Origin of the sequence: Paeniglutamicibacter sp. MACA_103 (assembly GCF_045798555.1) — a bacterium.
In the GTDB taxonomy this organism is placed as follows: Bacteria; Actinomycetota; Actinomycetes; order Actinomycetales; family Micrococcaceae; genus Paeniglutamicibacter.
Map to the genome: position 1 here is coordinate 54,001 of NZ_JBIXLN010000005.1, position 14,612 is coordinate 68,612.

A 14,612-nucleotide genomic window follows, 5' to 3' on the forward strand; every position below is an offset into this window, starting at 1 on the left:
GTGCGTGGGTCAGTATCGCTTTGACGGTCGGCACCGTGTCTTCGGGAAACCTGGCCACGGATGGCTTGATTAGGGCGCCTGCCGACCGGAGGTGACGAATTCCGGGTTTCGGGGTTCCTTGGGACCAGACCGGGGTCTGGTGGGGGCCTGCGCGCAGCGCATGCCCCCACCAACGTTGCCGCTACGCAGCCGATGCGACCCGGTAGCTGTGCAGCTTCATCAGGTTGTGGCAGGCAGCGAGCAGCTTCCACTCGAGGGCCGCCTTTTCCAGCCCGCGCAACAACAGGTGCTTGCCCTGCCGGGTGTGGATCTGCCCGAAGACCGGTTCCACGATGACCTTGCGCCGGGAATAGACCTTCTTCCCGATCTTCGTCTTCAGCTTCCGGGCCATCCGCTCGCCATCGGTGGCGTTGGCAGGGATCCTGCCCCTGGGTGCCTCCGGGATCGGGGTGGAGTGCTTCATGCGCCCGGCGGAAATGAAGAACTTGGTGCCATGCTCAGCCTCCAGGTCCCGCGCAATCTCGAGGTTCGCCTTCGAGCAGTAGCCGGTGTCCGCCAACCACTTCTGGGGCATCCGCCCCAGGTTTTCCAGGGCCTTCTCGACCATCGGAACCAGCTGTCCGTAGTCGTTGGCCGCCTGGTTCAGCTCCGCGGCGACAATGACCTGCCGGTATTCATCCACGACGGCCTGGCCGTTGTAGCAATAGGAAAAGGCGCCGGAGGCCTGCTTCATGATCCGCACATCCGGGTCCGTGAAGTTCCGCTGCGCCTTGGGCCTGGGCACCGCATCCTTGGCGGCCTTGTCCCCGGCGGCGGTCACGTCGTCATCGTCGTCCCCGCGCCCGGCCGCCTTCTCCTCGGCCTCCGCCCGCGCCCTGGCCGAGGGCCTCCTCCTCGATGGAGGCCCTCGCAATGGCCATCGCCCGGGACCGCGCCTGCCGGTTCGCCAACTCCACCGGCAGCTCGTCCCCGCGCTTGCCCGGCCCGAACTTCGCGTCCTCGCTGGCATCAACGGTCTTGGCCTCGGCCAGCAGGTCGCTGACTTCCCGGGCCAGGACCTTCTGCTTCTCCGTGAGCCGGGCATAGGACATCGCCTTGTGCCTCGAGGCGTTCGCCCGCACCTTCGTCCCGTCCAGGGCCACCTTCCCCAGCTTCACCATCCCCGCGGCCCGGCAGAGTTCCAGGGCCTGCAGGAACACGTTGGCGAAGGCCGCCAGGTGGCGTTCGCGAAAAGCGGGCGATGGACCGGAAATCCGGGGCCTGCTGCGCCGACAGCCACCTGAACGACACCACATCGGTGCAGGCCCGCCCAAGCTCGCGGGAGGACCGGACCCCGGTGCAGTAGCCGTAGAGCAGGATCCGCAACATCAACCGCGGATCATACGGAGGCTGTCCCTTCGCCTTCGCATACGAGGCATGGAACCGGTCCAGATCCAGCTCGTTCTCCACCAGCTCGGCCAGGAACCGTGCCAGGTGGCCCTCGGGCAGCCATTCGTCCAGGGACGGCGGCACCAGCATCACCGCATCCGAATCGAAGGCCCTGAACCGCTTCCTCGCCCCGCCGTTCAGATCGATCCGGTCATCGGCCGGGACCTCGATCCGCTCCACCAAGGACTCGTCAAACAAACCATCCTGCGGCAACGAAGAAGAGGTATCCATGCCCCCAATTATCCCAGTGCCGGCGCGGAACCCCGGTTAATCCTCCGGCGTTTTAAGGATTCCTCGAATCACCGTTTGCCGGTTACTGACCCCCGCACCTAGAAGTTACGTAGCTGAAACGCCAGGAGCCGCGGTTTGTCGGGGTTCCTGGCGTCAGTGCTCCGGGCTCTCTGGCTACTTTCTGTAGGTACGGATGTGGTGGTCGATGAGGTCCATGGCTTTGTGTTGGCGGGGCGTGGGCATTGAAAGCAGTTCGAAGGTCTTCTCGGTGCCCGGGACGCGGGTGGTGTTCCGGGTCCGGGTTCCCAGGTGGGCGAGCAGGTCCTGGTAGCTGGTGGCGGTGCGCCCGTCGTCGAGTTTCCGGGTGCTGGCCTTGTGTGCGGCGGCGGCCGAGCGTTGGACCTTGGCGACCGGTTCCTCGGGAACGGGGCGGTTTTCGTCGGTGAACGTCAGCGGCGCCAGGGCGGTGCGCAGGTGCCAGGTGAGGTGGGCTGCGAGCATGCAGAGGAACACGTGGGCGCGGGTGCGTTCGGCGGTGTAGTGGCGGATGGGGCGGATGCCCAGGTCCCGGGTCTTGAGGGTCTTGAAGATCTTCTCGACGTTGGCCAGGGACTTGTAGGTCCGCACCGCTTCGGGGGCGTCCATGGTGCCTTGCGGGACGTTGGTGCGGATGACATAGATGCCGTCGAGGTCGGCCTCGCGCTTGATGGAGTCCTGGTTGCGTTCGTAGGTGAACTTCTTGTCGGCGATGACCAGGTGGAAGTGCTTTTGCATCTTGTAGGTGCCCACGATTTTCCCGACCCGCACCCCGGTGGCCCCGGCGGTTTTCAGGCGCCCTGCTTCCACCGCCTTCTTGACGGCCTCGAGTTTTTCCTCGGTGGCGGTGAGCAGCTCTTCGCGCTGGTGGGCGCGCTTGGCGGCCAGGGGCGGGTTGCGGCAGGCGATGAGGCGTTCGTGCGGGTAGTCGGGGTGGGTGATTTCGGCGAGGTTCTGTTCGTCGAACAGGCTCACCTGCAGGGGTCCGTCGTCCTCGGCGAGCTGTTGGATGGCGGTGTTGCGCAGGGCGGTGACCCACGAGAAGTCGGTGTCTTTCTTGAGGTCTTCGACCCGGGCGTTGGTGACCATGCCGCGGTCTCCGACCATGACCAGGTCCTGGACGCCGGAGAGGTCCTGGATTTCTTCGGCGATCTGGATGAATGCGGCCGGGTCGGAGGTGTTGCCGGGCAAGACACGCACCGCGATGGGCAGGCCGGCGCGGGTGGCGAGCATGCCGTATTCGATTTGTTCGCAGCCGCGTTTCTTGTCCCTCGAATACCCGTGCTTGGCCAGGGGGTTGTGGGTTCCGGTGACCCAGGAGGAGGACAGGTCGAAGAGGGCCAGTGCCTCGGGATTGTGTTCGGGTCCCAGATGGGTGCGGGCGAGCTGCTTTTCGATGCGGGGTTGCTGTTGAAGCAGCCAGTCCATGGCAGCGTAGAGCTCATCGGTGGAGACCGGACCGAGGTCGGTGCCCAGGGTGGTGTCGGTGAACCAGTTCAGCGTGGCGAGCTTGGAGGTCGGTTTGCGGATGCGTGCGGTGAGCAGGGCCATGACCAGGTCCCGCTGTCGGGAGGCGGGGCCGAGCAGGGATTCGAAGCGCAGCCCGCGGGCCATGGTGGTGATGGCGTCGATGTGTCCGTGGGGCAGGGAGCGCAGGATCTGCATCCGGGCGGTTGCGTCCACCATGGTCTTGCCCTTCAGGGACGCCTGAAGGTCCTCGATGGCGTGTTGGGGCAGGTAGGAGATGTTGCCGAGGGTTTCGTGCTTGACCTTGCCGTCTTCGCGGTAGGTGCGGCGTATGAGGGCGGATTGGTATTCGACCTCGATGCCGGCCTTGTTCATCCGGCGGGACCTGTTGATGGCTACGTGCATGGCCTTGGTGCCCTGTTCCATGACAACAAAATACACCTCTCATGCGGAGAATGGAAGACTTTTAGCGAATGCTTTAGTGGCTACAGCTTTCGGCCCAAAACGCGGAAATGCTCCGGAACCATGCGGTTCCGGAGCAAATCCCTAACGTAGCTTCAGTCTAGACGGGCAGATATCTGGCGCACCTGATCCTTCATCGCCGCGGCGAATTCATCCAGGTGCGTGGCGATCCGGGCAGTGGGCCCAGCAATGGCCAGGACTGCCAATAGCTTTCCGTTGCCGAATATTGGGGCGGACACGCCGCTGACATCGGGAAGGGTCTGTCCGCGATTAATCGCCACGTTCTCTCGGGCTATCCCGCGAAGCTCCTCCTGCACTTGCCGGCGCCGGTCTTCCTTCTCGATGTGCGCGGTGAGGTAGACATCGCGATAGCGTTCGCTGGCGTAGGCGAGGAAGCACTTGCCGGAACTGGTGGGGTAGAGCGGCCGTCGGGTCCGCAGCGGGGCTGAATAGCGGATCATCTGGGTCGATTCCAGGACGTCGGCATAGACCACGGCATCCCCAACCAAGAAGCTGAGCATCACGGTCTCATTGAAGTCGCGGTGCAAAGCTTCCATGGCAGGCCGAGCAGCGCGCTCGATGGACGGACGCGGGGCCGCCAATAGGGCGGTGACAGCCGGCCCTATGGTGTAGGAGCCGTCGTCGTCATGCAGATACCCGGTGGCGACGAGGCCTTTGACAAGCCCGTGGATAGATGAGCGGGGCGCGTCCAAAGCTGCGGCAAGGCCGGCCAGCCGGATGCCCCCCTCACTCTTGGCGGCAAGTTCGAGGATATTGGTGACGCGCGATGCCGTGCGGTGTTCTTTGGCCTCACCGGGTGCTGACATTATGTTTCCTCCATCATTGAACCTGCCGATGGCCTCAGGATACAGGCCGGTTCTCCGGCATCGCTTGCTCCACAGCGATAGCCCCATCATCAAGGGTCCCGCTGCGCATCGCAATCTTGCGCTGCTGATCGAACATGCATGCGCCTCCAATGAACACCGCTCCGAGAATGAAGAGTACGGACACGCCCCACGTGGCGTTGGTAGCAGACATCGTGACCAAGGCCAATGCCCCCAAGGGCGCCAAGCCCCCGGCAAAGGCACCGCCGACCTCGCGCCCGGTGCCCAGTCCCGAGGCTCGGACTTCGGCCGGAAACTGACGAGCCATGTACGACCCCGAAGCGGCGAGTATGGCAGGAACCGCGACACCTGTAGCCAGGATCAGACCGGCCCAGATGAGAATTGGCTGGTTCGTGTCCATAAGCCAGAAGAAGGGGAACGCTAGGACCGCGATGCAGGCGGCCCCAAACAGGATGACTCGACGGGAATCGAACCGGTCAGAGAGGCGCCCGGCTATCGGGACAACGATGATGGCAACGGCGCTTGCCAGGGTAATGCCGAAAGCCCCGACGTTGGGGGCAACGTCCCGGAATTGGGTGAGGTAGGACAGCGAGAACGTCTTGAAGATGTAGCTGACACCGTTGTAGCCGATGGTCATGACCATGACGATAGCCAGCCCCCGCCAGTCAGACTTGAATAGATCCCGCAACGGTGTGGTTTTTTTGTGGTTCTTTGCCCGAGCGGCCATTCTTTCGAACTCCGGGGTTTCTGGCATCTGCCGGCGCACCCAGACACCCATGATGACAAGGGCGAAGCTGGCCACAAACGGGATGCGCCACCCCCACGTATACAGAAATTCCTCGCTGAAGCTGGTAAGGATGGCCACGGTGAGCGAGGAAAGAAGCAACCCAATGTTCACACCCAGCGCGGGCAGTGACCCGAGGCGGCCACGGGATTTCGAGCCGGCATGTTCATACGACACAGCGATCGCACTGCCGAATTCGGCCCCGGCACCCAAGCCTTGAAGGATCCGCAATGCGACCAACAGGATCGGGGCCGCGATACCGATCGTCTCGTAGGAGGGAACCAGCCCGATTAGGCCGGAAGAAATGCCCATAAGCAGGAACGTCAGCGACAGTACCGCCTTGCGGCCGATCTTGTCGCCCAGCACGCCAAAGACGATTCCCCCCAGGGGACGTGCCAGGAAGCCGACCGCGAAGGTGGCGACTGCAGCCAGCGTGCTGGTCGTTGAGCTCTCTGAGGGGAAGAAAATCGGCCCGAAGACCAGAGCCGCCATCGAGGCATAGAGGTAGAAATCGAACCATTCCAGGGCAGAGCCAATAACTACGGCAGGTCCTACGCTCTTGTGCGTTTTTGTCGGTGAGGGGGCAGATCTGGGTTGGTTCACTGGCTCGTTCATCGGGCTGGATCCTTTCTACGGTCCACATTACGAGTGGAGGGGGTCATGCTCGAAGTGCTCCCCCGCCGCTCGTAACAGACGAGCAGCAGAAAACCCTTTTGTTCGTATTTAAGAACATAGAGTCGCATTAATGAATACCGAGCCCTTACGCTATCGAGTGATCCGAATCACGTCAAGCGCGCCACCGCCGACACCCCGCCGTCCGCCTTGACGCGTGACCCAAACCACGAGACACTCGAATCATTCACATATAAGTATTTACATTCATATTTAGGAACATAATGAAAACCAGCATCTCCCAGCGTGGCCTCTATTTCGAGGAACTCGATCCCGAAGCCGTCTATCGCCACAGCCCCGGGCGAACCGTCGGAGAGTCAGACAACACCTTGTTCTCGACATTGACAATGAACCCGCAGAGCCTGCACTTGGATGCCGCAGCCTCAACGCGGACCGAATTCGGGGAACGGTTGGTCAACAGCATGTTCACTCTCTCGACCCTGATCGGACTCAGTGTGGCGCAGCTGACCCAGGAGACCACAATCGCTAATCTGGGTTTCGGCCAGGTGTCCTTCCCGGCCCCCGTACTGGCCGGGGACACCCTGTACGCCGAGTCCACGGTGGAGAGCAAACGCGTGTCTAAGTCCCGACCCGAAGCGGGAATCGTGGAGTTCCTGCACATCGCCCGCAACCAGCGCGGCGAAGTGGTCGCTCGAGCGCAACGCACCGCGATGATGCGCCGCCTGCCCTCGGAGCATGAAGGATGAGCATCTTCGCCCAGGGGCCGGCCCTGCTGTTCTGCCCTGGCGATCGCATGGATCGCTTCGAGAAGGCACTTGACCGGGCAGACGTGGCCATCCTGGACCTGGAAGACGCCGTCGCACCCGAGCGGAAAGTCGCGGCTCGCGGGCAGGTGGCCGCCGCCGCCGCGACAGCTCCCCAACGCACCATCGTGCGCATCAACGCCGCCGACACCCCGTGGTTCCATGACGACGTGACCGCCATGCGCCTAGCGGGGGTACGCACACTGATGCTCCCCAAGGCCTCGGGCCCCGAACAATTATGCGCACTGCAAGATTTCGAAGTAGTTGCCTTGTGCGAGACGGCCGCCGGGGTCCTGGCGGCCCCGCGGCTGGCTGCCGCAACCAACTGCACAGCACTGATGTGGGGTGGAGAAGACCTTGTCGCGGACATCGGCGGTCGATCAAGCCGCGGAACGGACGGACGCTACCGGCCGATGATTGAACAGGCCCGGACCAGTGTGCTGTTCGCCGCCGCAGCCGAGGGCAAAGCCTCCATCGACGCCGTCCACATCGACATCAGCGACTTGGACGGACTGGAAACCGAATCCAAGGAAGCGGCCGATATGGGGTTCCGGGCCAAAGCCTGCATCCACCCCCAGCACGTGGCATACATCCGCAAGGCCTTCCGTCCCACCGACGAGCAGATCGCGTGCGCGCGGACCCTGCTTGCACATCCCGAAGCCAGCAGCGGCGGGGTGTTCCGGATCGGCAACCAGATGATCGACGGTCCCCTGCTCACCCACGCGCGCACCCTCATTGAAAGGACCACCCCATGGATTTCGAACTGACACCCGACCAGAAGGACCTGCGCGCCGGCGCCCGGGAGCTGGCCCGCAGCTTCTCCGATGAATACTGGGCCGACCGCGACTTGAAGGGCGAATTCCCCTGGGAGTTCTACAACGCCTTCGCCGAAGCCGGCTGGCTTGGCATCGCCATCCCCGAACAATACGGCGGCGGCGGGCTGGGCATCCTTGAAGCCTCGTTGCTGCTCGAGGAGGTCGCTGCCTCCGGTGCCGGGATGAATGGTTGCAGCACCATGCACCTGACTATCTTCGGCCTCAATACGATCGTCAAGCACGGCAGCGAAGAGCTCCGGCAAGAAATCCTTCCGGCCGCCGCGGACGGATCCTTGCACGTGTGCTTCGGAGTCACCGAACCCGATGCCGGCACCGACACCACCCGCATTTCCACCTTCGCCAAGCGCGTCGAAGGCGGCTACATCCTCAACGGGCGCAAGGTGTGGATCACCAAGGCCGGCGACTCCCAAAAGATGGTCCTGATCGCGCGCACCACCAAGCGGGAGGACGCGCAGCGCCCCACCGACGGGATGTCGCTGTTTCTCATCGACATCGATCCCGAACACGTCCATCTCGACGCGATCCCCAAGATGGGCCGCAACGCCGTCTCGTCCTATGAAGTGCTCATCGATGACTACTTTGTTCCTGAGAAGGCACGCATCGGCGAGGAAGGCAAGGGCTTCAAGTACCTGCTCGACGGACTCAACCCCGAACGAATCCTGCTCGCACACGAGGCCCTGGGCCTCGGTCGGGCCTCCCTGGACCGAGCCGTCCGATATGCCCAGGAACGCGTCGTCTTCGATCGGCCCATCGGACAAAACCAGGGCGTTGCATTCCCCCTCGCCGAGGCCGTCATGCGCCTGGACGCAGCCGAGCTGGTGGCCCGCAAAGCCGCATGGCGCTACGACCAGGGCCTGCCGTGCGGCCGGGAAGCGAACATGGCCAAATGGTTGTGTGCCGAGGCCGGTTTCGCCACCGCGGACCAGGCCATCCAAACGCACGGAGGCATGGGCTACGCCCGCGAATATCACGTCGAACGATACTTCCGCGAAGCCCGCATCCTGAGACTCGCCCCCGTGAGCCAGGAAATGGTCCTGAACTACGTCTCGACCCACGTTCTGGACCTGCCGAAGTCCTACTGACCACGAAGGACGGATACGACAATGACGACCACACCAACACCCGCCGGGAGCCTCACGGGGCTTCGCGTGCTGGACCTCTCCCGAGTCCTCGCCGGGCCCCTGTGCACCCAGATGCTCGCCGACCACGGCGCCGAGGTCATCAAGGTCGAACCCCCCGCGGGAGACGAAACCCGATCCTGGGGGCCGCCTTTCGTCAGCGACACGATGAGCGCCTACTTCGGCGGCGTCAACCGCAACAAATCCAACCTCTGCGCTGACCTGCGCACCTCCGAAGGCCAACAACTGCTCGGGGACTTGCTCGCCGAAGCCGACGTCCTAGTGGAAAATTTCAAGGCCGGCACGCTGTCCCGATGGGGCTACCCGGACGAGCTGCTGCGCGAGAAGTATCCGCACCTGATCCAATGCCGCATCACCGGATTTGGCATCGATGGCCCCATGGGAGCCATGCCGGGATACGACGCCGTCGTGCAGGCCTACAGCGGTTTGATGAGCATCAACGGGGAATCCGACGGGCCAGCCCTGCGGGTCGGAGTGCCAATCGTGGACATGGTCACCGGGATCTACGCTTTTTCCGGAATCCTGCTCGCCCTCAACGAACGTCACAGCACGGGCATGGGGCAACTGGTGGACTGCACCTTGATCGATACCGCGATCTCCTTGTTGCACCCGCACTCCTCGTCCCATCTGGCCGACGGTCGCGTCCCCCAACGCACAGGTTCGGCACACCCGACCATCGCACCGTACGACACCTTCGCCGCCGAGGACGGACAGATCTTCGTAGGCGCCGGCAACGATCGGCAATTTGGCCAATTGGTGTCCCTGCTCGGCATTCCATCCGTCGCCGAAGACCCGCGCTTCACCACCAACGCCGACCGGCTCCGCAACGTCAGCGAGCTGCGCCCACTGCTGGCCGAGAAGATCGCCGTGACCGAACGGCAACCCCTGGCTGAAGCACTCCTCGCCCGAGGGGTGCCGGCTTCCGCCATACACAACGTCGCCGAAGCACTCCGCGACCCCCATGTGCTGCACCGGAAAATGGTCGTGGAACGGGACGGATATCGCAGCAGCGGCGTGCCCATAAGCCTCAGCCGCACCCCGGGCAGCGTAGGGAATCCACCACGAGAAAAGGGCGCCGACACCCGGGAGATCCTCACATCCCTGGGGTACGGACCTCAAGAAATAGATGCACTGCTGGACGTCCACATCGTGCATTCAAATGCCGCGGACCGCTCCCTGCCGCGGACCGGAGTTTCCCCCCAATGACCAAATCGACCCCAGGGGGTTGGTCCACCCATTCACCACACGGACCAGGAAGCGCCACTCGTTTCCAGGTCCTTGGAAGGAGCCTGCGCACATGAAGATCGCCGTACTGCTGAAGCAAGTCCCGGACACCTGGGGGGAGCGCAAGATCGATCTGTCGACCGGTCTGATTGACCGTGCCGCCAGTGATGCCGTCATCGACGAAATTTGTGACCGCGCGCTGGAGGTGGCACTGTCCTACAAGGACACCGCCGATGCGGAGGTGGTCGTTCTGACCATGGGTCCTTCCTCTGCCCAGGGAATGCTGCGCAAGGCGCTGGCGATGGGTGCCGATGCTGCCCTACACGTTTCCGACGACGCACTGGCAGGCGCCGATACCCTGCAGACCGCAGAGGTCCTGGCCGCGGCTTTGCGCAACACCGGTTTCGACCTGGTGATCGCGGGCAACGAGTCGACCGACGGTCGTGCTGGGGTGGTGCCTGCACTGATCGCCGAGCGATTGGGCCTACCGCACGCGTCGTTCCTGGACTCCGTGGCTATCGGAACCGATGGTGTTCGCGGCCAACGGGCCGTTGAAGGCGGATCGGTCGAACTTTTCGCCCCCTTCCCTGCCGTGGCATCCGTCACCGAGCGCCTGCCTGAAGCGCGGTTCCCCAACTTCAAAGGGATCATGCAGGCCAAAAAGAAGCCTCTGCAGGAGCTCACCCTCACTGATCTGGACGCCGAGATCCCAGTCCCCAGCTCCATCGTGGTGGCCGCCGCTCAGCGTCCTGCCCGAAACGCCGGGACCAAGATCGTGGACGACGGCAACGCAGCCCGACAAATCACCGAATTCCTCGTGACCAACCACCTCGCCTAACCAAGGAGACCGCAGATGAGCAACATTCTCGTACTCGTCGAAACAGCGCTGAATGGGGAGCCTGCAGCCTCCACCGCCGGCCTGATCGCCGCCGCTTCCCAGCTAGGCACCCCGGTGGCGGTGCACGTTGCCATGCCGGGCACCGGAGGACAGCACGCAGCCACTTTGGGTCACTGGGGGGCCGAACATGTCTATGTGTGCGAGACCGACCAAACCGACCGGCTCCTAGTGACCCCTCAAGTCCTTGCCTTGGAGACGGCCGTCCGCAACATGGAACCTGCGGCCGTGCTGGTGGCGAACTCATCCACTGGCCGCGAGGCAGGAGCCCGCCTGGCACTGCGAGTGGGCGGCGGACTGCTCACCGACGTAGTCGGCGTTCGGGTGGATGATGGCAGGATCGTGACCGCGCACTCCGTATTCGGTGGCTCCTATGACCTCGACGCCTCCGCCCAGTACGGGCTTCCTGTTATCACCGTGCGCCAAGGAGCGATCGGTGACCGCGCCGAGCCTGCCAACTATGAGAGCACCACGGTCCCCCTCGAAATCGAACCTGCCAATTCCGTTGTTATTACGGCCGCCCACGAAACCGCAGAGAACTCGACCCGGCCCGCGCTGCGCGGGGCAAAGAAGGTCATCTCCGGCGGCCGCGGTATGGGTTCCAAGGACGGCTTCCAATTGGTGGAGCGGCTAGCCGATACCCTGGGCGCCGCCATTGGCGCGTCCCGGGCCGCCGTGGACGCAGGCTATGTACCGCAGCACCACCAGGTGGGTCAGACCGGAATCACCGTGGCCCCGGACCTCTACTTCGCGCTGGGGATATCCGGTGCGATACAGCACCGGGCCGGGATGCAGACGGCCAAGACCATCATTGCCATTAACAAGGATGCCGACGCACCCATATTCGGGATCGCCGATCTTGGCATCGTCGGGGACGTTTCCACCATTGTTCCTAGGCTCATCGAGGAACTCGAGAGCCAGGCCCGCTAAGCCGCGCCCAAACCTGAGGAAATACGCACATGTCGCCAATCGACGAGTCGTCCAACACAGCGACGCCCGACATCACCCGGGACCGCAGCACACCGATCGACTCAGGGACAGCCCCACGATCAGAACCCGATGCGCATTCAACCGGCCCATCCAAGCCCGCCCTCACTCCTCTTGGCAGCGGCGGAGGCGCCAAACCCCGCATCAACGCCGACGGAACCAAACCCGCCGTGGGATCAGGCTCGGCAAAGCCGACACTGGGCTCCAGTGGAGTGAAACCATCCCTCGGTCCCGGCGGTTCCAAACCCACCCTTGGATCTAGTGCGGCAAGGCCGACCCTGGGCTCCGGCGGGCCCAAACCCGCCTTGGCATCTGGCGTGGCAAAACCGGCCGTGGAATCCGCGGCCGAATCCTTGCCTTCTACAACGCTTGCTCCCCCGTCCCAGGCCGATGAGAAGGCAGGTGCCCTAGGGTGGGTGCGGGCGGTGATGGCGGTACTGGTCGCGGTGCTGGTGCTGGCCGCTGTGGTGATGGGGGCCCAATGGCTCCGTTCCCTGGCCCCGGTGGAGGCATGGCTGGCTGAGTACCCGGGCCATTCGGCGCTGCCGGCCTCCGCCCCCACGGGTCTGCCGTGGTGGCTGGGGTGGCAGCACTTCCTCAACGCGTTCTTCATCGTGCTGATCATTCGTTCGGGCTGGAAGGTGCGCACCACCCAACGGCCCGAAGCACACTGGACCCGCAACAACTCCGGGATTCTCAAGACGAAGACCCCGCCGGTGAAAATAAGCCTGGACCTGTGGCTGCACCTGTCGTTGGACCTGCTTTGGATATTCAACGGGATCGTGTTCTACGTATTGCTGTTCGCCACCGGACAGTGGATGCGGATCGTTCCGACCAGTTGGGACATTGTGCCCAACGCCGTCTCGTCCGCCCTGCAATACGCCTCGATGGACTGGCCGTTGGAGAACGGGTGGATCCACTACAACGCCATGCAGGTCCTGGCGTACTTCACCGTGGTGTCCATCGCGGCACCGCTGGCGATCCTTTCGGGAATGCGGATGTCCCCGGTGTGGCCCAAGGATGCCGAGCGACTCAACAAGGCCTACCCGGTTGAGATCGCCCGAAAGGTTCACGTGCCGGTCATGGTCTTCTTCGTTGGGTTCATCATCGTACATGTCATCTTGGTGTTCACCACCGGGGCACTGCGAAACCTCAACCACATGTACGCATCGCAGGACACGCAGTCCTGGACAGGGTTTTGGATCTTCTCGGCCTCCCTGGCCATCATGGCCGCTGCTTGGTTCCTGGCCCGGCCATCGTTCCTGTCCCCTATCGCCTCACTCACAGGCAAAGTCAGCCGCTAACTGCCATCCCTCCTGCGCTGGTTTTACGGCCAAGCCCAGATGGCACGCGACAGGAGCGCAGGGCCTCACGGGAGACGAGCTTGCCTCCCAGCGCGTTGTCGGCTGGCCGGGGTCCCTGCGCCACTGTTTCACCGGCAGCCCAAGAACTTAGATCGCGGCACGATGCCCTTTTACGCTTTTCCCGGGATCCCGCCGAGCGTGCCGTTCGTTTACTTGGCAGCAAAAGGGCCAGTCGTCGCGGCGGATACAAGGATGAGCCTCAGGAACAAGAAACAGGGGCCCCTCCCGCAACTTTCTCCCGTCGGGCGGGTCGGAGAATCGAACCGGGAGCAATCCCGGTATCGCGCTCCGGCCCGACCCTACATCATCGGCAAGGGCAACCAGACCGCCATCGGGACCCTCGTGGAGCGCAACACCAACTACACGATGCTCGTCCATCTTCCCCACTACTACAAGGCCGAGCAGATGCGCGACACACTGACCGCGAAGATCAAGACCCTGCCCGAATCGCTGCGCCATTCCCTGACCTGGGACCAATGCATCGAAATGCAGGACTGGAAGACCGTGAAGATGGACACCAGCATCGAGATCTACTTCTGCGACCCGCATTAGCCCTGCCAGCGCGGGATCAACGAGAACACCAACGGACTGCTGCGCCAGTACTTCCCCAAGGGCACGGACCTGTCCATCCACAGCGCTGCGGACCTCGACTGGGTCGCCGCCGAACTCAACGACAGGCCCCGCAAAAGGCTAGAGTTCAGGAAACCGATCGAGCGGATTCGGAAGCCTCCTGTTTCAATGACCGCCTGAATCCGCTTGTTCCGAGGATTTTCATTTGAGTCACGACACGCGCAACAAACTTGATGATCTTTATAAGTAGGTTCGGGTAGGTTTTAAACTATGAGTACACTACCTGGTCACCCCCGTATCGCGTACGGTTCCCGGGTCAAGCCTGTCACGGCAACTTACTTGGTTGCCGAACGCAGCCGGGATCGCTTCAAAGCAATTGCTAGCCGTACTGGTTTAAGCGCCAGCGGATTCTTTGATGCGCTCGTGGAAAACATGCCCTTGGACGACGATGGTGTGCCTACTTTTATGTCACGCCAAGACCAGCTCCTACTCGAAGAGGAGCCCCGAAAAACTGGATAGTTAAATGCGAAAGCGGACCAGCGCCAACTGATCCGCTTCGCTAAGAAGTCTGCTACACCGCATCGGCGCCAACCGAGCGATGTAGGAAATGGACTTTCGAGGTCCTAGGTTCTTCCGGTTTCGCAGACCGTTAGAACTCCATGTAATTCACCGTTTTTACAAAAGGAAGAAGGTACTACCCACTTCGATATTTAGTTTTACCCATCGTCACGATAAGACCCCCGAAGGGACTTTTATGGCCGTTGAGCCTCCATCCGAGGGCACCAGACTGTCTGGAGCACCCATATGGATATAACTAAGAGTAGCGACAGAGCACCGGTAGTGTCCACAGGGACATACCGTTTTGCGAGCGAACCCACAAGTTCCGCCGATCTTCTGTGGCACGTATT

At 62.8% G+C, this 14,612-nt stretch carries 11 protein-coding genes and 1 pseudogene; 8 read left to right on the forward strand and 4 right to left on the reverse strand.

Translation table 11 applies throughout. The features are described from left to right. Nucleotides 1-181: 181 nt before the first annotated feature. The 4 genes and pseudogenes from ACIPVK_RS03705 to ACIPVK_RS03720 form a co-directional block, all read right to left on the reverse strand. Nucleotides 182-1,659 (reverse strand): annotated as a pseudogene (locus tag ACIPVK_RS03705) (IS1182 family transposase). Between the two features lie 174 nt (nt 1,660-1,833). Continuing rightward, entirely contained in the window at nt 1,834-3,588 is a 1,755-nt protein-coding gene (locus tag ACIPVK_RS03710; protein WP_407610631.1) for an IS1634 family transposase, read from the reverse strand. Between the two features lie 131 nt (nt 3,589-3,719). Then, nucleotides 3,720-4,451: an IclR family transcriptional regulator gene (locus tag ACIPVK_RS03715; RefSeq protein WP_407610632.1), complete on the reverse strand. Its 732-nt coding sequence runs from the start codon at nt 4,449-4,451 to the stop codon at nt 3,720-3,722. Nucleotides 4,452-4,485: 34 nt separating this feature from the next. Beyond that, nucleotides 4,486-5,868: an MFS transporter gene (locus tag ACIPVK_RS03720; RefSeq protein ID WP_407610633.1), complete on the reverse strand. Its 1,383-nt coding sequence runs from the start codon at nt 5,866-5,868 to the stop codon at nt 4,486-4,488. 281 nt (nt 5,869-6,149) lie between these two features. Here ACIPVK_RS03720 and ACIPVK_RS03725 point away from each other — a divergent pair, with 281 nt between their 5' ends. From ACIPVK_RS03725 to ACIPVK_RS03760, 8 genes are all read left to right on the forward strand, one after another. Then, nucleotides 6,150-6,632, forward strand: coding sequence for a MaoC family dehydratase (locus ACIPVK_RS03725; protein ID WP_407610634.1), 483 nt, complete (start codon nt 6,150-6,152; stop codon nt 6,630-6,632). Next, entirely contained in the window at nt 6,629-7,456 is an 828-nt protein-coding gene (locus ACIPVK_RS03730) for an HpcH/HpaI aldolase/citrate lyase family protein (protein WP_407610635.1), read from the forward strand. Before ACIPVK_RS03725 ends, ACIPVK_RS03730 begins: the two co-directional genes overlap by 4 nt. Then, nucleotides 7,441-8,607, forward strand: coding sequence for an acyl-CoA dehydrogenase family protein (locus tag ACIPVK_RS03735; RefSeq protein WP_407610636.1), 1,167 nt, complete (start codon nt 7,441-7,443; stop codon nt 8,605-8,607). The genes ACIPVK_RS03730 and ACIPVK_RS03735 overlap by 16 nt, the downstream gene beginning before the upstream one ends. Before the next feature lie 21 nt (nt 8,608-8,628). Further along, nucleotides 8,629-9,870 (forward strand): CaiB/BaiF CoA transferase family protein, encoded by a 1,242-nt coding sequence (locus tag ACIPVK_RS03740; RefSeq protein WP_407610637.1) that lies wholly within the window; start codon nt 8,629-8,631, stop codon nt 9,868-9,870. A gap of 91 nt (nt 9,871-9,961) precedes the next feature. Continuing rightward, nucleotides 9,962-10,726, forward strand: coding sequence for an electron transfer flavoprotein subunit beta/FixA family protein (locus ACIPVK_RS03745; protein ID WP_407610638.1), 765 nt, complete (start codon nt 9,962-9,964; stop codon nt 10,724-10,726). Nucleotides 10,727-10,741: 15 nt separating this feature from the next. After that, nucleotides 10,742-11,713, forward strand: coding sequence for an electron transfer flavoprotein subunit alpha/FixB family protein (locus ACIPVK_RS03750; protein ID WP_407610639.1), 972 nt, complete (start codon nt 10,742-10,744; stop codon nt 11,711-11,713). A gap of 485 nt (nt 11,714-12,198) precedes the next feature. Further along, on the forward strand, nt 12,199-13,074 hold the full coding sequence (locus ACIPVK_RS03755) for a cytochrome b/b6 domain-containing protein (protein ID WP_407610714.1): 876 nt from the start codon (nt 12,199-12,201) through the stop codon (nt 13,072-13,074). 252 nt (nt 13,075-13,326) lie between these two features. Beyond that, a complete protein-coding gene (locus ACIPVK_RS03760) occupies nt 13,327-13,686 on the forward strand; it encodes a transposase (RefSeq protein WP_407610640.1) in 360 nt (119 codons plus the stop codon). Nucleotides 13,687-14,612: the final 926 nt, after the last annotated feature.